The following is an 18,987-nucleotide window of genomic DNA, read 5'->3' on the forward strand; positions in this document are numbered from 1 at the left end:
GCCACGCACAACTCAGCCCTGCCGGTCCTTCTCTTCCCGGCAGGGCTGACTCGTCTCCGCGAGCCGCGCGCGGGTGCCGGCGAGGCCCGATTCGACCAGGTCAGGCCGGTCGTTCTCCAGCCCGTACGTCACCTCGTACCACGGCCCCAGCCGGTTCCACGCCCCAGCGCGCCGGCGCAGTACCGGCGTGACCTCGTACTCCGCGGAGAACCCCGCGACGCACTCCGCCGAGGTCCCGTGCAGCAGCCACGCCAGGTCCCGCGCGGGGTCGCCGACAGACACGTCGGTCCAGTCGATCACCCCGCTCACCCGGCCGTCCCGCTTCAGCACATGCTCCGGTCCCAGGTCGGCATGGATGACCGTGGCTGCTGGATAACCCCGGACTTCCGCCAGCAGCGCCCACCCGCGATCAGCGAGCGGACCGAGCAACGGCGGGACCGCGTCCAGTGCCAGTACTTCCGTCGCGGCACCGAGTTCACGCGCCTTGGCGACGTCCGCACTGTGCAACGCGCGGAGGAACCGGCCGAGTACGCGACCGTCGTCGGCGGTCAGTTCGCCCGGCTCGCCCGGCACCAGTTCATGCCGGATCACCAACGGATTTTCCCGCCACACCAACGGAATCGGCACCGCTAACGGCAACTGCGGAGCCAGCCAGGGCAGCACCCGCGTCTCGCGCAGCAGCCACGCGCGCACCTCGTCCCGTTTGGGCCGTCGCTCGACCCACCGTCCGTCGACGAGCGTCGCGACGCTGTCCCAGCCCTCGCCCAGTTCCTCGCCGCTCACCGCGGAAGCCCAGCCGCGAACGTGATCCCCGAAACCTGATCAAGGCCAAGGGAAAGCGTGCCGAGCAGGTCCGCGATCCGTTGCTGCTGCGCGACAGTCGGCCGAACATACATCGGCAGCTCCAGCCGATCCCGGAACGCTCCGGACTCCAGGTCGACGATCACCGCCTCCCAACCGCCGAGACTGCGGTGCAGCCACCATCCCCGACGCTGAATCACGACATCCGCGGAATCCTTCAGCACACCCAAATCCGCCAACGACCACAATTGCGGACTGCCGCTCAGCACGTCTCCCGCCAACCGGGCCACCCGGGAGTCCTCCCCGGTCATTTCCCGCAGCAGCCAAGGCACGTCCGCTGCGTCAACTTTGCCGCGCAGCAACGACAACCCGGTTTTCTTCAACGCCAAATCCGCGCTCTGCGCGAGTTCGACAACCTCCGCCCGGTCAAACTCAGCCCCGGTTTCCGCGAGCCCGGCGTACGCACGAGCCCGCACCGTCGGCTTGGCAGCAGAACGCGCGACCGCGGCATAAACCTCGCCCGCATCCCGGCCCATTTCCTGCCAGCGCAACCGCGCCCACAACCGCACCAGCACCGACCGGTCGAGCAGAAGTTGTTCCACCGCAACGGGATCGAGCTGCGCCGCGGTCAGCTTCACCAACCCCAGCACCCGGCTTTCCGCGGACCGTCCGCGAAGCAACGTCTCGGCGATGACCTCCGGCGTCGCCGTCTCGGCAATCACCTGGATCAACTTCCGACGAACGCCCTGGTCCCGTTCCCGAGGAAGCAACCGGACCGCGTCCACCGAGCCGAGCAATCCCGTCTCGAAACTGTGCCGGAACGCGCTCCGCCGCACATCGACGTCCCCGGAACCTCGCAAGCACGCCCACACCGACGCCTCGCCATGCGCGTCGACCAGCGCACGCAGATAGCGCGCCTGCACCTGCGAACCCCGACCGCGCTGCGAAATCCGCTGCACCACCGGCACGATCCGCTCCGCTTGCGCCAACGTCGTACGCCGCAGCACCTCTTCCTCGGCCAACTCGCGGACCACCTCGACGTGATCGGCAACCCGGATCGCCAACGCCCGATCGCTCAACGCACCAGCCAACCCGCACAACACGCGAACGGCCTGTTCGCGAAGACGGCCGTCGGGATGCATCGAAGCCAGCGCCGCGACAACCGGTGAGGCGTTCTTCAGCTGCCAACTGCGCGCCCGTCCCAGCAGCGGCACCGGATAACGAGCTTGGCGGGCGTAGTGGTCGATCCGCAGCAGCTCGCGCGCGGTCGCCGACGCGAGCCATGCCTCGGTTTCGGCCAGACCAGACTGATCACGGCCGAGGCTCAGCTGCGCACGGATCTGCGCGGGAGTCTGCATGCCGCTGATTCTGGCGAGAACCCCGCCGCGCAGTCATCCGAAATACCAGAAAGGCCGGTCCGCGACTGCGAACCGGCCTTCCGGAAATGTGGGCCCAGGAGGACTTGAACCTCCGACCTCTTCGTTATCAGCGAAGCGCTCTAACCGCCTGAGCTATGGGCCCGTCGAACGAGGAGAACTCTACCGGACTCCCCATCCGCCCTTGCAACCGGGTTACTCTCGCTCCGAGAGCGTGACCTCCAGGCCGCCCGCCAGGTCCGCCGACACGTTGTAAATGAAGGCGCTCACCGTGGCCAGCGCGGACACCAGCACGATGTTGATCGCCCCGAGGATAGCCGCGATGCCGAACACGCGACCGGCGCTGATCAGCGGTTCCGCGGACGCGTTCGCGCCCTCGCCGCCGACCAGGGACGAGTACGTGCCGTTCAGCTTGTCCCACACGCCCATGCCGTCGAGCACCGTGTAGAGCACGCCGACCGCGACCAGCCAGACGAAGAACATCGCGACGCCGAGCACCAGTGCCAGCTTCAGCACCGACCACGGGTCGAACCGCTTGATCTGCAGGCTCGCCCGCCGCGGGCCCCGGCCGGGGCGGCGCAGCGCGCTCGGCGTCGGCCGGGTGCGGCCCGCGGCCGGCACGTCGGCCGCCGGCGGTGGTGCCTCGCCTCCGAAGAGCCGGGGCGCCGCCGAGCCGGTCACCGGGTAGTCGTTCTCGGGCGCGGCCGGTTCGGGAGCCGCGGTGGGCACGTCCTCGGTCGCGATCCGCGCCGTGGCCATGGCCTCGGAGTCGCCGCCGCCGTCCTTGGCGGTGCGCTGCCAGGGCGGGTTGGCCGACGCGTCGTCGGCCTTGTCGGATGGTGCCACGTTGAGTCAGTCCTTACCCGTGCGTGGGGCGCCGATCACTGCTCCGGCGCCGTGCCGTCTTCTGCTGTGGGCTCCTCTGGCGTAGCCTCCGCCGCGTCCTCCGAAACCGTCTCGGAGGCCGAGTCTTCCGGAGTCCCCGAAATCTCGGGGGCTTCCTCGGCGGAGTCCTCGCCACCATTGGCGACGTCCGAACCCTCGTCCGCGTTGCGTGCGACCGCGAGAAGAGTGGTTCCGTCACCCAGGTTCATCAGCCGAACGCCCTTGGTCTGCCTGCCCGCCTTGCGCACGTCCCGCGCCGGTGTGCGGATGACCCCGCCGCTGGACGTGATGGCGAACAGCTCGTCGTCCTCGTCGACGATGAGTGCCCCCACCAGCCTGCCACGTTTGCTGTCGTGCTGAATGGTGAGCACGCCCTTGCCGCCGCGGCCCTGTACCGGATAGTCCTCGATCGGCGTCCGCTTCGCATACGCGCCGTCCGTGGCGACCAGCAGGAACTTGTCCGGTTTGACCACGCTGATGCCGAGCAGTTCGTCACCCTCGTTGAACCGCATGCCCAGCACGCCCGAGGTCGGCCGTCCCATCGGGCGCAGCGCCTCGTCGGTGGCGTGGAAGCGGATCGACTGGCCGCCCGCCGACACCAGCAGCAGGTCGTCCTCGGCCGCCGCGAGCACCGCACCCATCAGCTCGTCGCCCTCGCGCAGGTTGATCGCGATGAGCCCGCCCGCGCGGTTGGAGTCGAAGTCGGTGAGCTTCGTCTTCTTCACCAGGCCGCGCTGCGTGGCGAGCACCAGGTACGGCGCGACCTCGTAGTTCGGGATCTCGATGACCTGGGCGATCTGCTCGTCCGGCTGGAACGCGAGCAGGTTCGCCACGTGCTGGCCGCGCGCGTTGCGGTTGGCCTCGGGCAGGTCGTAGGCCTTCGCCCGGTACACCCGGCCCTTGTTCGTGAAGAACAGGATCCAGTCGTGCGTGGAGCACACGAAGAAGTGCTGGACGATGTCGTCCTGCTTCAGCGTCGCGCCCTGCACGCCCTTGCCGCCGCGCTTCTGCGACCGGTACAGATCGGTTTTCGTCCGCTTGGCGTAGCCCGTGCGGGTGATGGTGACGACGACGTCTTCCTGCGCGATCAGGTCCTCGACCGACACGTCGCCGTCGAACGGGATGATCTGCGTGCGCCGGTCGTCGCCGTACTTGTCGACGATCTCCATCAGCTCGTCGCGGATGATCGACCGCTGCCGCTCCGGCTTCGCGAGGATGTCCTTGAGGTCGGCGATCTCCAGCTCGATCTCGGCCAGGGTGTCGATGATCCGCTGCCGCTCCAGCGCGGCCAGCCTGCGCAGCTGCATGTCCAGGATCGCGGTCGCCTGGATCTCGTCGATCTCGAGCAGCGACATCAGGCCCGGCCGGGCCTCGTCGGCCGAGGGCGACCGCCGGATCAGGGCGATCACCTCGTCCAGCATGTCGAGCGCCTTGACCAGACCGCGCAGGATGTGGGCCCGTTCCTCGGCCTTGCGCAGCCGGTACCGGGTCCGCCGCACGATCACGTCGACCTGGTGCTTCACGTAGTGCCGGATGATCTGGTCGAGCCGCAGCGTGCGCGGCACGTCGTCGACCAGCGCCAGCATGTTCACGCCGAAGTTCTGCTGCAGCTGGGTGTGCTTGAACAGGTTGTTCAGCACGACCTTCGCCACCGCGTCGCGCTTGATCGTGATGACGATCCGCATGCCGGAACGGCTGTTGGACTCGTCCGCGATGTCCGCGATGCCGGTGATCTTGCCGTCGCGCACCAGGTGGGCGATGTTCTCCACCAGGTTGTCCGGGTTCACCTGGTAGGGCAGCTCGGACACGACCAGGATGGTGCGGCCCTTCGCGTCCTCCTCGACCTCGACGACCGCGCGCATCCGGATCGAACCGCGACCGGTGCGGTAGGCGTCCTCGATCCCGGAGGTGCCGAGGATCATCGCCTTGGTCGGGAAGTCCGGGCCCTTGATCCGCACGAGCAGCGCGGCCAGCAGTTCGTCGTCGGTCGCTTCCGGGTTCTCCAGCGCCCACACGACGCCTTCGGACACCTCGCGCAGGTTGTGCGGCGGGATGTTCGTCGCCATCCCGACCGCGATCCCGGAACCGCCGTTGACCAGCAGGTTCGGGAACCGCGACGGCAAAACGTCGGGCTCCTGGGTGCGCCCGTCGTAGTTGTCGCGGAAATCGACGGTGTCCTCTTCGATGTCCGCGAGCATCTGCATCGCGAGCGGCGCGAGCCGGGACTCGGTGTACCGCATCGCGGCCGCGGGGTCGTTGCCCGACGAGCCGAAGTTGCCCTGGCCGTCGATCAAGGGGTAGCGCAGCGACCACGGCTGGGCGAGCCGCACGAGCGCGTCGTAGATCGCCGAGTCGCCGTGCGGGTGGTAGTTGCCCATGACGTCGCCGACGACGCGGGAGCACTTGTTGTACCCGCGGTCCGGGCGGAACCCGGAGTCGAACATCGAGTACAGGATCCGGCGCGCCACCGGCTTGAGGCCGTCGCGCACGTCCGGCAGCGCCCGCGACACGATGACGCTCATCGCGTAGTCGATGTAGGAGCGCTGCATCTCCTGCTGGATGTCGACCGGCTCGATCCGGTCGTGTTCCGGCGGCAAGGTTTCCGTCATGGGGTCCTTCTTGTGAGCAGTCCTGGGAAGCGGGTGAGAAGGGGACGCCTACACGTCCAGGAAGCGCACGTCCTTGGCGTTGCGCGTGATGAACGAACGGCGGGCTTCCACGTCCTCGCCCATCAGCACGGAGAACAGTTCGTCGGCCTGTGCGGCGTCGTCGAGGGTGACCTGCCCGAGCAGCCGGTTCGCCGGGTCCATCGTGGTCTCCCACAGCTCCTCGGCGTTCATCTCGCCGAGACCCTTGTACCGCTGGATCGCGTCGTCCTTCGGAAGACGGCGGCCCGCCTCGACGCCGGCCTGGATGACCGCGTCGCGTTCCTTGTCCGAGTACGCGTACTCCGGCTCCGACCGCGGCCACTTGATCTTGTACAGCGGCGGCCGCGACAGGAACACGTGGCCGTGCTCGATCAGCGGCGTCATGAACCGGAACAGCAGGGTGAGCAGCAGCGTGGTGATGTGCTGGCCGTCGACGTCGGCGTCGGCCATCAGCACGATCTTGTGGTACCGCAGCTTCGAGATGTCGAAATCGTCGTGGATGCCGGTGCCGAGCGCGGTGATCAGCGACTGGACCTCGGTGTTCTTGAGGACGCGGTCGATGCGGGCCTTCTCGACGTTGATGATCTTGCCCCGGATCGGCAGGATCGCCTGGTACATCGAGTCGCGGCCTTCCTTGGCCGAACCGCCGGCCGAGTCGCCCTCCACGATGTAGAGCTCGCACTCGCCGGGGTCGTTCGAACGGCAGTCCTTGAGCTTGCCGGGAAGACCGCCGATCTCCAGCGCGCCCTTGCGCCGCACCAGGTCGCGCGCCTTGCGGGCGGCGAGCCGGGCCTGCGCCGACGAGATCGACTTGTTGATGATCGTCTTGGCTTCGCTCGGGTTGCGCTCGAACCAGTCGCCGAGCCATTCGTTCGACTGCTGCTGCACGAACGTCTTGGCCTCGCTGTTGCCCAGCTTGGTCTTGGTCTGGCCCTCGAACTGCGGTTCGGACAGCTTGATCGACACGATCGCGGCGAGCCCCTCGCGCACGTCGTCGCCGGTCAGGTTCGCGTCCTTCTCCTTGAGCAGCTTCTTGTCGCGCGCGTACGCGTTGACCACGCGGGTGAGCGCGGCGCGGAAGCCCTCTTCGTGCGTGCCGCCCTCGTGCGTGTTGATCGTGTTGGCGAAGGTGTACACCGACGGCGTGAACCCGGTGTTCCACTGCATCGCGACCTCGACCTCGAGGCCAGCGCCCTTGGCGTCGAAGGAGATGACGCTCTCGTGGATCGGGTCCTTGCTGCCGTTGATGTGCTTGACGAAGTCCTCGAGCCCGCCCGGGTAGCAGTAGACGACTTCCTTGACCCTGGCCTGCTTGCCCGCGGCGTCCTCTTCGGTCTCCTCGTCGGCGACGCGCTCGTCGCGCAGCGACAGGGTGAGGCCCTTGTTGAGGAACGCCATCTCCTGCAGGCGGCGCGAGATGGTCTCGAAGTTGTAGGTGGTGGTCTCGAAGATGCTGCCGTCGGCCCAGAACGTGATGGTGGTGCCGGTGTCGCTGGCCGGGCCGAGGTCCTCGAGCGGACCGGGGACCTGGTTGGTGTACTCCTGGCGCCAGCTGCGCCCGTTCACCTTGATCTCGGCGAGCAGCTTCGTCGACAGCGCGTTCACCACGGAGACGCCGACGCCGTGCAGACCGCCGGACACCGCGTAGGAGTCGCTGTCGAACTTGCCGCCCGCGTGCAGGATGGTCAGCACGACCTCGAGGGTCGGCTTCTTCTCCTTGGGGTGCATGTCGACCGGGATGCCGCGGCCGTCGTCGACGACGCGCACCCCGCCGTCCGCGAGCAGGGTAACCTCGACCTTGGTGGCGTACCCCGCCATCGCCTCGTCCACGGAGTTGTCCACCACCTCCTGGACCAGGTGGTGGAGGCCGCGCTCACCGGTGGAACCGATGTACATGCCGGGGCGCTTGCGAACTGCTTCGAGGCCTTCGAGCACGGTGATGGACGACGCGTTGTACTCGCTCTTGTTCTCGGTCACCGGCGTTGTTTCTCCTCGTCTCGCCCGAGCGGACGCCCGCTACTACAACAGTGTACTTGCCCGCACGCGCTCACATGCGGCTAGGACACCCCTCAGCCGGTCGCAGAGGGACGAAATCACCCTCAGTTGAGTCATCTCGTATCCGAAGCTGCGCGGCCCGGTCCTCGGGGAACTCATCCGCCGGAGCGCAACCCCCGTCAGCCGTACGTGTCACGCGGCCCGCGACCAGGCACGTGCCGGGGCCCTTTCCGCCAGCTCGGAGCGGTCGGACCCTGGATCCGCATCCGCTTGACCACGCCGTTCCCGACGCCCGCGGCGATCTTCGCCAGCAATTTGCCCTGCAGCAACCGCAACTGCGTCGCCCACGCGGTGGAACTCGCGCGGACGGTCAGCTCGCCGTCTTTCAGCGCGACCGGCTGGGCGTGTTCGGCGACGTCCTCGCCCACGAGCCGGGCCCACTGCCCGAACACGCGCGCGTTCGTCATCGTGTCCTGCCAGCCGCTGTCGGAGATCAGCCGCGAGACGAGCCTGCCGAGCGGCTGCGGGTCGCGCGGATCCGCGCCGGGACCGGACCAGCGCCGCCGCGCCCGGTTCTGCCCGCCGCCCCCGTTGATCCGGCCGCGCCGGAGGTTCGGCGGGGCTCCGCGTTCGCGGGCTTTCGCCTTCGCCGCTTCGAGCGCGGCGTGCGCGAGGTCGCGGCCGCTCGGTTTGTCCCCAGCGGCCGTCTCGTTCGGCCCAGTGGAACTGTCACGCTCAGTCGCGCCACGCGCGGGATTTCCGGAAGTGTCGCCCGCTGCCGGGGTGTCAAGACCGCCATCCGGCCGGTTCGTCACTCGCGGCGATAACGCGGCTCCGGGTTTATCCACACTGTCCACAGGTTTGTCCCCAGATCGGTGGGCAACCCGCGTGACCCCGGTCACCCCGCGTGGTCGTCGTGGCTGTTCAGGCACGGTTCACCTCCCCGTCGGCCACCGTGAACCTCGCACCGGCGAGCTCCTCGGGCACGTCCTCGGCCACCGCCGCGGTGATGAGCACCTGCTCGGCGCTCGCGGAGACCTCGGCCAGCCGCGCCCGGCGCTTGCGGTCGAGTTCGGCAAACACATCGTCCAGCAACAAGACCGGTTCGCCCGCTTCGGCGCGCAGAAGTTCGTAACTTCCGAGCCGCAACGCGAGCGCGAACGACCACGACTCGCCGTGGCTCGCGTACCCCTTCGCCGGCGCTTCGCCGAGAATCAGCTCCAGTTCGTCCCGATGCGGGCCGACCAGGCTGATCCCTCGCTCCAGCTCCTGCCGACGCGTGTCCGCCAGGGCCTTCAGCAACAACTCGCGCAGTACCTCTGCCTCGGCACGCTCTCCGCCAGGCACTCCGTACGACGGCGGAAGCGCTTCGCCGAGCGAAGACTTGTACGCGATCTTCGCCGGGCGAGAGTCGGGCGCGACCCCCATATAGGCGTCGGCCGTGTACGGCGCGAGGTCCGCGATGAGGTTCAGCCGTGCCGCCAGCAGCTGCGCGCCAGCCACCGAGAGATGGTCGTCCCACACGTCGAGCGTCGACAGCGCGTACGGGTCTTCGCGACCAGTACGACGTTTGCCCGCGGTCTTGAGAAGCGCGTTGCGCTGCTTAAGCACCTTCTCGTAGTCCGCGCGCACGCCTGCGTACCGAGGCGCGCGAAGCACGAGCAGTTCGTCCATGAACCGACGGCGTTCGCTCGGATCGCCGCGCACCAGCGAGAGGTCCTCCGGAGAGAACAGCACCGTACGCAGAATGCCGAGCACGTCGCGCGGCTTGCCGACCGCGCCACGGTTCACCCGCGCGCGGTTGGCGCGGCCGGGCGTGATCTCGAGTTCGACCGTCAGCTCGCGGTCTTCGTTGACGACCGCGACCCGGACGAGCGCGCGCTCACAGCCGTGCCGGACGAGCGGGGCGTCCGTGGCGACCCGGTGCGAACCGAGGGTCGCCACGTAGCCGATCGCTTCGAGCAGGTTCGTCTTCCCCCGGCCGTTCTGGCCGACGAGCACGACCGGCCCCGGTTCGAGGGCGAGGTCGGCCAGCGGCCAGGACCGGAAGTCGGTGACCTGGAGATGTCGCAGATACACGGGCGGGGACCGCGGGAGCTAGCTCCCGGCCTTCTTCACAGCGTGGCCGCCGAACTGGTTGCGCAGCGCGGCGACGGCACGCATCGCGGCGGAGTCCTTCTGCCGGGAGGAGAACCGGGCGAACAGCGCGGCCGACAGCACCGGGGCGGGCACCGCGTTGTTGACCGCTTCCTCCAGCGTCCAGCGGCCTTCGCCGGAGTCCTCGACGTAGCCTTCGAGGTCGTCCAGCTCCGGGTCCTCGTCCAGCGCGCGCACCAGCAGGTCGAGCAGCCAGGAGCGGACCACGGTGCCGCGCTGCCAGCCCTTGATCACGGCGGGCACGTCGTCGACGGTCTTCGCGGCTTCGAGCAGCTCGAAGCCCTCGGCGTAGGCCTGCATGATGCCGTACTCGATGCCGTTGTGGATCATCTTCGCGTAGTGCCCGGCGCCGACCGAGCCGGCGTGCGAGAAGCCTTCCTCGCGCGGGCCCTCCGGACGCAGCGCGTCGAAGATCGGCATCGCGCGCTGGACGTCCGACGCCGCGCCGCCGACCATCAGGCCGTAGCCGTTGTCCTTGCCCCACACGCCGCCGGAGACGCCGCAGTCGAGGTAGCCGACGCCGTGCGCGGCGAGCAGATCAGCGTTCAGCTTGTCGTCGGTGAACTTCGAGTTCCCGCCGTCGATCACCAGGTCGCCCTCGGACAGCAGCTGCCCGAGTTCGGTCACGGTCTGCCGGGTCGGCTCGCCCGCCGGGACCATGATCCACACGATCCGCGGACCGGACAGCTTGGACACCAGGTCTTCGAGCGACGTCGAGTCGCTGACGTCCTGGTTGCGGTCGTAGCCGACCACCTCGTGCCCGGCGGCGCGCAGCCGCTCGCGCATGTTGAAGCCCATCTTGCCCAGGCCGACGAGACCCAGCTGAACCATGAGATCCCCTTTGGATTGGATCGGTTTTCCTCGGTTGGACGCGCGCCGCTCAGCCCGGCAGCCGGACCGGCATGAGCAGGTAGAGATACCCGGGGACGACGTTGCCCTCGGCGTCGGCTGGCTTGATCAGCGCCGGGCGGTTGGGCGTGGTGAACGTCAGCTCGGCCCGGTCGCTGTGCAGCGCGCCGAGCCCGTCGACGAGGTAGCCGGGGTTGAACGCGATGGTGACCGGCTCGCCCTCGTAGTCGACCTGGAGTTCTTCCTCGGCGCTGCCCTCGTCGTCGCCGCCAGCGGACAGCCGCAGGGAGCCGTCGCCGAATTCGAGCCGCACCTGGGTGCCGCGCTCGGCGACCAGCGACACGCGCTTGATCGACTCGGTGAGCGCGCTGACCTCGATGACCGCGCGCGAGGTGTGGTTCGCGGGCAGCAGCTGGCGGTAGGGCGGGAACTCGGCGTCGAGCAGCCGGGTGGTCGTGTAGCGGCCGGCCCCGGACAGGCCGAGCAGTCCGTCGCCGGAAGCGAGCGCGAGCTGCACGGTGGTGCCCGCGCCGCCGAGCGTCTTGGCCGCCTCGGCGAGCGTGCGCGCCGGGACGAGCACCGCGGCGTCGGACAGGCCCTCGGCGGGCTTCCAGGTGAACTCGCGCATGGCGAGCCGGAACCGGTCGGTGGCGACGAGGGTGAGCGTCTCGCCGGAGATCTCCAGCCGCATGCCGGTGAGCATGGGGAGCGTGTCGTCCTTGCCCGCCGCGGTGGCGACCTGGGTGACCGCCTGGCCGAAGACGTCGCCGGTGAGCTCGCCCGCGTGCGCGGGCTGGGACGGCAGCTGCGGGTAGTCCTCGACCGGCATGGTCGGGAGGCTGAACCGGGCACTGCCGCACGTGATGGTGGCGCGGGCGCCGTCGACGGAGATCTCCACCGGCTGCGCGGGGAGCGCCTTGGTGATGTCGGCGAGGAGGCGGCCGGAGACGAGCAGCCGTCCGCCGTCGGCGATGGTCGCGGGAACGCCGACCGTGGCCGAGACCTCGTAGTCGAAGCCGGAGACTGTGAGCGCGTCGGACTCCCCGTCCGCGCCCGCGTCGAGGAGAACACCGCCCAGCACCGGCACCGGAGGCCGGGAGGGGAGGCTTCTGGCCACCCACGCGACGGCGTCGGCGAGCCCGTCGCGCTCGACGCGGATCTTCATGCGCGCTTCCTTTCGACAGCCGAGCCCCTCGGCTCGTGAAGGGGTCGCCGGGCGCCAGTCGTGAGCACCGCGCGCGACCGGGTCCCCGCCGGTCCGGTCCGCCCCGCGCGGGAACGGACCAGCTGCAGACATCCACGTTAGGCCGTCGCCGGGGGTGCCGTCACCTCGGCCTCCCCTTCACTTTGTCGACAAGACGACACGAATCTCGGCTTGTCCCCAGTTTCGTCCTCCGCCTGTTTTTGTTCTGTTCTTTCTTAGAAGAGATGAAAAACCAGTAGCAGTAATAGGGGCTGTGGATTGTGTGGACAGCGCTCGTTCGCGCTGGTCGTGGCGTGCGTCGGCCTGTGGGCAGCCCTGGTGGCGGATCGGTGGATGGTTCGGGCGATCCGTGGATGGTTTCGAGCCGTCCCGGATTCATCCACAGTTGTCCCCAGTTATCCCCACAGTTGTCCCCAGGTTGGGACCGAGTTGTACCCAGGCTCTGGGGGCAGCCGAAGCGGCCGGGATCGCCCTGGTGAGTGACGACCCACAGTTGTGGATGACCTGTGGGCAACCTGGGGAATCCGCGTGGACAACCCTGGGGACAACCTGTGGATCCGGTGTGAACGGGATGTGGATCAAATCCGGGTCGCCGCAGGTCTGGGATTCGTTGGCACTGTGGGCAAACTGCACACACCCTGGGGAAAACCCCTTGTGTATCAATGAGTTTGGGAAATTCTCTGTACACAGGCTGTGGACGTCTGTGGATGCGTACGCGTGCTTCGCTCCGCTGCTTATCCGTACGCACGCTTCGGCTGCGTACGCGCGAGAAGCCAGTCATGGCAGCAAAAAGGGCACCACGGGTGGTCCGTGGTGCCCTTATCGTCGAAACCAGACTGTCTACAAGCGAGTGTCCAAACGCGGCAGTCGGCTACTGCCGAGCGCGCTGCTTGATGCGCGAGGTGAGCTCCTGCACCTGGTCGTAAATCCGCCGGCGCTCGGCCATCTCCTTGCGGATCTTCTTGTCCGCGTGCATGACGGTCGTGTGGTCGCGGCCGCCGAACGTCTGGCCGATCTTCGGCAGCGACATCTCGGTCAGCTCGCGGCAGAGGTACATCGCGATCTGCCGCGCCGTGGCGAGCGCCTTCGTCTTGCCGGGCCCGCACAGCTCGTCGAGCGTCACGTCGAAGAACTCGGCGGTGACGCCCATGATGGTCGGCGCGGTGATCTCCGGCGTGTGCGAATCCGGGATCAGGTCGCGCAGCACGATCTCGGCGAGCCCGACTTCCACCGGCTGCTGGTTCAGCGACGCGAACGCGGTGACGCGGATCAGCGCGCCCTCCAGTTCGCGGATGTTCGCCTCGACCCGCGACGCGATGAACTCCAGCACCTCGCCGGGCACCGCGAGCCGGTCCTGAGCCGCCTTCTTGCGCAGGATCGCGATCCGGGTCTCCAGCTCAGGCGGCTGGATGTCGGTGATCAGGCCCCATTCGAACCGCGTCCGCAGCCGGTCCTCCAGGGTCTCCAGCCGCTTGGGCGGCCGGTCGGAGCTGACGACGATCTGCTTGTTCTGGTTGTGCAGCGTGTTGAAGGTGTGGAAGAACTCCTCCTGGGTGCCTTCCTTGCCCTCCAGGAACTGGATGTCGTCCACCAGCAGGATGTCGACGTCGCGGTAGCGGCGCTGAAAAGCGACCTTGCGGTCGTCGCGCAGCGAGTTGATGAAGTCGTTCGTGAACTCTTCGGTCGAGACGTAGCGCACGCGCATGCCGGGGAACAGCCGCTGCGCGTAGTGCCCGACGGCGTGCAGCAGGTGCGTCTTGCCGAGCCCGGACTCGCCCCAGATGAACAGCGGGTTGTACGCGCGGGCGGGCGCCTCGGCGACGGCGACCGCGGCGGCGTGCGCGAAGCGGTTGGACGCGCCGATGACGAAGGTGTCGAAGTTGTACTTCTCGTTCAGCTTCGTCTTCGACGTCTGCGGCTGCGCGGGAGCGGTGTAGGGCTGGCCCGCGATCGGCTGCCCGGCGAACCGGGGCCAGATCTCGTTCGCGGTCGCCAGCGCTTCGCCCTCTTCGTCGACTTCTTCGTCCGGGTCCTCGAGGTCGTCGAGGACGGGGTGCAGCGGCTGCTGAGGAGGCGGTGGCGGCGGCGGGTCGACCCGCGCCGGCGGAAGACCGGCCGCTTCGACCTGAGGCCGGCGCGGCGGCGGTTTCGGCTTCGGGCGCTCCGGGCGCACGTGGTCGGCCTGGCCGTTCTCCAGGTGCGGGCTCGCCTGCGGCACCGGCTCCGGCCGCGGGACATCGTTTTCCACCCGGGCGGGTGACGCCGCATAGCGGGGGGCGGGCGCGACCGGTTCGGTGCTGTCGACCTTCACCGCGAGCGACACCGGACGGCCGAGCCGCCGGGACAGCGCTTCGGTGATGGAGGTGCGCAGCGCGCGTTCGATGGCTTCCTTCGCGAAATCGCTCGGCGCGGCGAGCAGCGCGGTGCCGTCGAGGAGACCGATCGGGCGGGTCACCCGCATCCAGGCTCGTTGCTGCGGGGAGAGGGTGCCGTCGGACAGCTCCCGCACCACCTGCTCCCAGATGACGCCCAGATTGTGCTGGTGCTCCGACACCGGTCTGACTCCCCTCCCCTCGTCGGCGCGCACGCCTGCGACCCGCCCCGAGCACGTCCTGGAAGCTCGCCTCGAGCACGCGGTCCGGACTCACCCGCGCGACGGCACAGCGATATCCACAAAGTTGTCCACAGCTGTGCACTAATGTACGGCCGTCCGCAGCCACGCGACCTGCGGGCTCGGCGTACTCCCCGGGCGCCTCCACACCCCCCGGCGTCGGCGAGGCCGAATCAGTCCTGCCCGGAGGCCGAGAGAGGCACGCTAACAAGCCCTGCTCGATGCCACAAGACGTGGTGCTGCGCAAGCATTTCACGGTGTACGGCGTGTTGCCATTCGGTGCCGCGCCGTGCCGGAAGGCAGTCTCGCCGGTCGGTCGCCGAGGGCGCCGGAGGGGCGCCTGCAGCGTTCACGACCGGGGTGCGTACCCTCGTAAGGTCTCCCGTATGCGACGGGTGCGTTTCGCGTGCCTACGTATGTCGTCGCTCGTCGTGACGAGGCCACCCGGTGGTAGGAGACAGCACGAACTTCCGTGCGACCCGCACGACACGCCGGGCGCCGGGGAATCCGCCGTCGCCCGACGGCCGAGACACAGGAGAAGCAGTGAGCAAGGGCAAGCGCACCTTCCAGCCGAACAACCGTCGTCGCGCGAAGACCCACGGTTTCCGCCTGCGCATGCGGACCCGTGCGGGCCGCGCGATCCTCGCGGCGCGCCGTCGCAAGGGCCGCGCCGAGCTGTCCGCCTGATCCGGCTCAGCCGGACCGCGTCGTGCTGCCCGCTGGCGCACGTCTGCGGCGGAGCGAGGACTTCCGGGTCGTCCTCCGCCGGGGGTCCCGAGCCGGCAGGCGCCGCCTCGTCGTCCACGCGTTGACCACGGACCCGTCCGTGGCCGCTTCGTTCGCGGCCAGGGCGGGTTTTGTGGTGAGCAAGGCCGTCGGGAACTCGGTGGTGCGCCACCGGGTGACCCGGCGGTTGCGGCACCTGGTTTCCGCGCGTCTCGGAACACTGCCCGCGGGCAGCTCGTTGGTGGTACGGGCATTGCCTCCGGCCGCGTCCGCGTCGAGCGCTGAGCTCGCCGCGGATCTCGACGCCGCACTGCGCCGGCTCGGCCTCGCGCCGTCCGGCCGCCCGGCCGGGGCCGATGCTCCCCGGCAGCCGCGCCAGCAGGGCACGGCACCCGACCACGGATCAGCGGTGTAAACGGCTATGGACGCCACCTCCGAACACAGCACCACCGAAGTACCCGAGGACGAGTCGCCGCCCCGGCCTGGACCGGTCGCGTGGGTGCTGCTCCTCCCCGTGCGGTTCTACCGCAAGGCGATTTCGCCCTTTCTTCCTCCGGCCTGCCGGTTCTACCCGAGCTGCAGCGCGTACGCAGTCGAAGCACTGACCCGCCACGGCGCGGCCAAGGGCTCCTACCTCGCGCTGCGCCGGCTGCTTCGCTGCGGCCCGTGGACCCCGCCCGGCCGCGACCCGGTGCCCGAGAAGTTCTCGTGGCGGCACCGCACGCCTGAAACACCGATCGAGGAGTAGCTCAGTGCTCGATTTCATCTACTACCCCGTGTCCTTCATCTTGTGGTGTTGGCACAAGGTCTTCGGGTTCGTCTTCGGGGAAGCGACCGCGATCTCGTGGATCCTCGGCATCATCTTCCTGACGTTCACCGTCCGCGGCATCATGTTCAAGCCGTTCGTGAACCAGGTCCGGTCGATGAAGAAGATGCAAGACTTCGCGCCGGAAATGAAGAAGATCCAGAAGAAGTACGCGAACGACCGGCAGCGCCAGGCGCAGGAGATGCAGAAGCTCCAGCGCGAGCACGGCGTCAACCCGCTCGGCAGCTGCCTTCCGATGATCCTTCAGATCCCGGTCTTCATCGGCCTGAACCACGTGCTGCGCGCGTTCACCATGAAGCCCGCCGACGGCAGCCCGAAGACCGAGAACTACTTCTTCAACGCCCATGACGTGAACTCCTACGTCAGCGCGAAGCTCTTCGGCGTCAACCTGGGCGAGGCGGTCAACAACGGTGTCGGCGCCGTCGCCGGGCACGTCGCGAACGGCGGGTGGCACTGGGAGGTCCTCCCGGTCGCGCTGCCGCTGATGATCATCGCCTCGATCGCCACGCACCTCACCGCGCGCCACTCGGTCTCCCGGCAGAACGCGTCGGCCGCGGGCACCGCGCAGACCGCGATCATGAACAAGCTCACCATGTACGTCTTCCCGCTCGGTGTGCTCGTCTTCGGTGCGTTCTTCCCGCTCGGCCTGCTCTTCTACTGGCTGGCGAACAACGGCTGGACGCTCATGCAGCAGCGCCTCGTCTACACGAAGATCGACAAGGAAGAGGAAGCCCGCAAGGCCGAGGCGGCCGAGAAGCGCGCGTCGCTCGGCCCGAAGCCGGGCCAGAAGCCGACCGCGCCGAAGGTCGGGCAGAAGCCGGTGCAGCAGAAGAAGAACCAGCAGCAGGGTCAGCAGGGCAAGGTGACCAAGGCGGGTTCGGCGCACGGCTTCGCGCAGACCTCGTCCTCCAGCGGCAAGTCCGGCGGTGTCGCTTCCTCGCAGAAGAAGGCAGCCGAGACGGCCGAGGCGGCGGAGAGCGCGCCGGAGCAGACGTCGACCCAGAACGGATCGAAGGAGAACGGCACCGGAGTGCCCGGGCTCCTCAAGGACTCGAACAGGAAGTCGGGCCGGAAGCGTCGCTGACGCTTCGGGTTCGGAGAGGAGACTGAAGATGTCGGAGACGGTCGACACGATCGACGCCGATCAGGAAGAGACGAGTGCGGCGGCCGAGCCGAAGGCGGGCGGTGACGACGCTCTCGTGCAAGAGGGCGACATCGCCGGCGACTATCTCGAGCGTCTGCTGGACCTGCTCGACTACGACGGCGACATCGACCTGGACGTCGAAGCGGGCCGCGCGATCGTCAGCATCGACGGCGGCGACGACCTCGAAAAGCTGGTCGGCCCCCGCGGCACGGTGCTCGAAGCGCTGCAGGAGCTGACCCGTCTCGCGGTCCAGCAGGAGACCGGCTCGCGCAGCCGGCTGATGCTGGACATCGCCGGCTGGCGCGCGGACCGCCGCGAGGAGCTCCGCGAACTCGGCCGGTCCACCGCGGAGTCGGTGCTGTCGAGCGGCGAGCGGGTGCGCCTGCAGCCGATGAGCCCGTTCGAGCGCAAGGTCGTCCACGACGCGGTCGCGACGGTCAAGGGCGTCACGAGCGAGAGCGAGGGCGAGGACCCGAAGCGGCGCGTGGTGATCTTCCCCGAGGACTGAGCCCTCGGAAGCACTGAGCGGAAGCGGCCCACCGGATTCACTCCGGTGGGCCGCTTCTTTTATGCCTGCCTTCTGACGCGGTCCCTCGGCACCGCGAGTACGACCGGCACCGTGCCTGTCGGACCCGCCGAGCAGCCCCTGGCCTCTAGGCGATGCCGCGTCGCGCGTCGTCCGTTGGCGGCACTCCTGTTCCCTGTCATGTTCTAGGCAGCGGTTAGGCAAGGACGACTGCCGTCACGTTCATCAGCCGCCGCCCGGCTCCCCCGCACGCGACGAGTGACGCCCGAGCGTTCAGTCGCCCGAGGATCGTCATCGCTCCGACTCGACGCCGCAGCGAATTACAAGCGTGGCGTTTCACGTGAAACTCGCCGCCTCCTCCCCTGGCCGATCGCGTTTCACGTGAAACGACCTGTGGATCGCTCGGCGACTCGAGTGGACTTGTCCACAGTTGCGGTCTGTCGGCTCGATTTGGCGTCGGCATCAGGGACAATCAATCGAGCGCGTTTCACGTGAAACGCGCGGAGCGAGGAGTGCGAGTAGTGAGCTTGGACGGCGCCACCGGGACGGTCCGGACCGCGGCGGTGGAGGTGTTCGGGGAGCGCATCGAGCAAGCCGCCGGGTACGTGGAGCTGCTGGCGACTCATGGGGTCGAGCGAGGGTTGATCGGACCGCGTGAGGTCGATCGGCTGTGGGAGCGGCACGTGCTGAACTCCGCGGTGATCGGTGAGCAGATCCCGTCCGAGGCACGCGTGGTCGACGTCGGGTCGGGCGCGGGGCTTCCGGGAGTACCGCTGGCGATCGCTCGACCGGACCTCGATATCGTGCTCTTGGAACCCATGGCTCGCCGGGTTGACTGGTTGGCCGAGGTCGCCGAGAAGCTGGAACTCCCGATCACCATCGTCCGTGGACGCGCCGAGGAGCGGTCCGTACGCGAGCAGCTGAGTGGCGCAGACGTCGTCACCGCCCGCGCGGTCGCCCCTCTTGCTCGGCTCGCGGGCTGGTGCCTTCCCCTGGTTCGTCCCGAAGGTCGACTGGTTGCCCTCAAAGGCGCCAGCGCCGCCGAAGAGATCTCCCGCGACCGCGACGCGGTGCGCAAGGCCGGTGGGGCCGAACCACAGGTCGCGGAATGCGGGAAGGCAGTACTCGAAGTCCCCAGCACGGTGGTCCTGATCCGTCGCCTGCCGCCGAAGCCGAACCGGCCACGCGGCAGGCGGAGCTAGCGAACGACAACAGCCGCGCCGTTCCACGTGAAACATC

At 68.6% G+C, this 18,987-nt stretch carries 16 protein-coding genes and 1 tRNA gene; 6 read left to right on the top strand and 11 right to left on the bottom strand.

The genetic code is table 11. From position 1 onward, the window contains the following. Positions 1 to 12: 12 nt before the first annotated feature. The 11 genes from EIZ44_RS07220 to dnaA form a co-directional block, all read right to left on the bottom strand. Positions 13 to 783 carry a phosphotransferase gene (locus EIZ44_RS07220; RefSeq protein WP_134728047.1) on the bottom strand — a complete coding sequence of 257 codons (771 nt, stop codon included), beginning with the start codon at positions 781 to 783 and terminating at the stop codon, positions 13 to 15. Beyond that, positions 780 to 2,159 carry a hypothetical protein gene (locus tag EIZ44_RS07225; RefSeq protein ID WP_134728048.1) on the bottom strand — a complete coding sequence of 460 codons (1,380 nt, stop codon included), beginning with the start codon at positions 2,157 to 2,159 and terminating at the stop codon, positions 780 to 782. The genes EIZ44_RS07220 and EIZ44_RS07225 overlap by 4 nt, the downstream gene beginning before the upstream one ends. An 89-nt stretch (positions 2,160 to 2,248) precedes the next feature. Then, positions 2,249 to 2,322 (bottom strand) — tRNA-Ile (locus EIZ44_RS07230). A 50-nt stretch (positions 2,323 to 2,372) separates the two neighbouring features. After that, on the bottom strand, positions 2,373 to 3,023 hold the full coding sequence (locus EIZ44_RS07235; RefSeq protein ID WP_037809154.1) for a DUF3566 domain-containing protein: 651 nt from the start codon (positions 3,021 to 3,023) through the stop codon (positions 2,373 to 2,375). Between the two features lie 35 nt (positions 3,024 to 3,058). After that, positions 3,059 to 5,671, bottom strand: coding sequence for a DNA gyrase subunit A (gene gyrA, locus EIZ44_RS07240; RefSeq protein WP_037809152.1), 2,613 nt, complete (start codon positions 5,669 to 5,671; stop codon positions 3,059 to 3,061). A gap of 48 nt (positions 5,672 to 5,719) precedes the next feature. Further along, entirely contained in the window at positions 5,720 to 7,687 is a 1,968-nt protein-coding gene (gene gyrB, locus EIZ44_RS07245) for a DNA topoisomerase (ATP-hydrolyzing) subunit B (RefSeq protein ID WP_037809150.1), read from the bottom strand. 197 nt (positions 7,688 to 7,884) lie between these two features. Beyond that, on the bottom strand, positions 7,885 to 8,520 hold the full coding sequence (locus EIZ44_RS07250) for a DciA family protein (protein WP_037809148.1): 636 nt from the start codon (positions 8,518 to 8,520) through the stop codon (positions 7,885 to 7,887). Between the two features lie 109 nt (positions 8,521 to 8,629). After that, a complete protein-coding gene (gene recF / locus EIZ44_RS07255) occupies positions 8,630 to 9,784 on the bottom strand; it encodes a DNA replication/repair protein RecF (RefSeq protein ID WP_037809147.1) in 1,155 nt (384 codons plus the stop codon). Between the two features lie 18 nt (positions 9,785 to 9,802). Then, positions 9,803 to 10,693 carry a phosphogluconate dehydrogenase (NAD(+)-dependent, decarboxylating) gene (gene gnd / locus EIZ44_RS07260; RefSeq protein ID WP_134664677.1) on the bottom strand — a complete coding sequence of 297 codons (891 nt, stop codon included), beginning with the start codon at positions 10,691 to 10,693 and terminating at the stop codon, positions 9,803 to 9,805. 49 nt (positions 10,694 to 10,742) lie between these two features. Beyond that, on the bottom strand, positions 10,743 to 11,876 hold the full coding sequence (gene dnaN / locus EIZ44_RS07265) for a DNA polymerase III subunit beta (RefSeq protein ID WP_037809143.1): 1,134 nt from the start codon (positions 11,874 to 11,876) through the stop codon (positions 10,743 to 10,745). Positions 11,877 to 12,786: 910 nt separating this feature from the next. After that, entirely contained in the window at positions 12,787 to 14,469 is a 1,683-nt protein-coding gene (gene dnaA / locus EIZ44_RS07270; RefSeq protein ID WP_037809141.1) for a chromosomal replication initiator protein DnaA, read from the bottom strand. 600 nt (positions 14,470 to 15,069) lie between these two features. On the opposite strand from dnaA, the gene rpmH reads away from it, so the two are divergent. The 6 genes from rpmH (at position 15,070) to rsmG (ending at position 18,950) form a co-directional block, all read left to right on the top strand. After that, positions 15,070 to 15,213, top strand: coding sequence for a 50S ribosomal protein L34 (gene rpmH, locus EIZ44_RS07275; protein WP_037363527.1), 144 nt, complete (start codon positions 15,070 to 15,072; stop codon positions 15,211 to 15,213). Positions 15,214 to 15,235: 22 nt separating this feature from the next. Next, positions 15,236 to 15,667, top strand: coding sequence for a ribonuclease P protein component (gene rnpA / locus EIZ44_RS07280; protein ID WP_037809139.1), 432 nt, complete (start codon positions 15,236 to 15,238; stop codon positions 15,665 to 15,667). Positions 15,668 to 15,673: 6 nt separating this feature from the next. After that, entirely contained in the window at positions 15,674 to 16,000 is a 327-nt protein-coding gene (gene yidD / locus EIZ44_RS07285; protein ID WP_037809137.1) for a membrane protein insertion efficiency factor YidD, read from the top strand. A gap of 4 nt (positions 16,001 to 16,004) precedes the next feature. Beyond that, positions 16,005 to 17,162 (top strand): membrane protein insertase YidC, encoded by a 1,158-nt coding sequence (gene yidC, locus EIZ44_RS07290; protein ID WP_134728049.1) that lies wholly within the window; start codon positions 16,005 to 16,007, stop codon positions 17,160 to 17,162. A 28-nt stretch (positions 17,163 to 17,190) separates the two neighbouring features. Continuing rightward, positions 17,191 to 17,730, top strand: coding sequence for a Jag family protein (locus EIZ44_RS07295; RefSeq protein WP_037809133.1), 540 nt, complete (start codon positions 17,191 to 17,193; stop codon positions 17,728 to 17,730). A gap of 539 nt (positions 17,731 to 18,269) precedes the next feature. Continuing rightward, the gene (gene rsmG, locus EIZ44_RS07300) at positions 18,270 to 18,950 is read left to right on the top strand and encodes a 16S rRNA (guanine(527)-N(7))-methyltransferase RsmG (protein ID WP_134728050.1); all 681 of its coding nucleotides are present in this window, start codon (positions 18,270 to 18,272) and stop codon (positions 18,948 to 18,950) included. Positions 18,951 to 18,987: the final 37 nt, after the last annotated feature.

Origin of the sequence: Amycolatopsis nivea, from assembly GCF_004522235.1 — a bacterium.
GTDB lineage: Bacteria > Actinomycetota > Actinomycetes > Mycobacteriales > Pseudonocardiaceae > Amycolatopsis > Amycolatopsis nivea.

Coding starts and splice junctions, on each gene's coding strand:
- gyrA (WP_037809152.1), bottom strand. CDS start 5,671: ATGACGGAAACCTTGCCGCCGGAACACGACCGGATCGAGCCGGTCGAC.
- EIZ44_RS07295 (WP_037809133.1), top strand. CDS start 17,191: ATGTCGGAGACGGTCGACACGATCGACGCCGATCAGGAAGAGACGAGT.
- EIZ44_RS07225 (WP_134728048.1), bottom strand. CDS start 2,159: ATGCAGACTCCCGCGCAGATCCGTGCGCAGCTGAGCCTCGGCCGTGAT.
- dnaN (WP_037809143.1), bottom strand. CDS start 11,876: ATGAAGATCCGCGTCGAGCGCGACGGGCTCGCCGACGCCGTCGCGTGG.
- yidD (WP_037809137.1), top strand. CDS start 15,674: ATGGACGCCACCTCCGAACACAGCACCACCGAAGTACCCGAGGACGAG.
- gnd (WP_134664677.1), bottom strand. CDS start 10,693: ATGGTTCAGCTGGGTCTCGTCGGCCTGGGCAAGATGGGCTTCAACATG.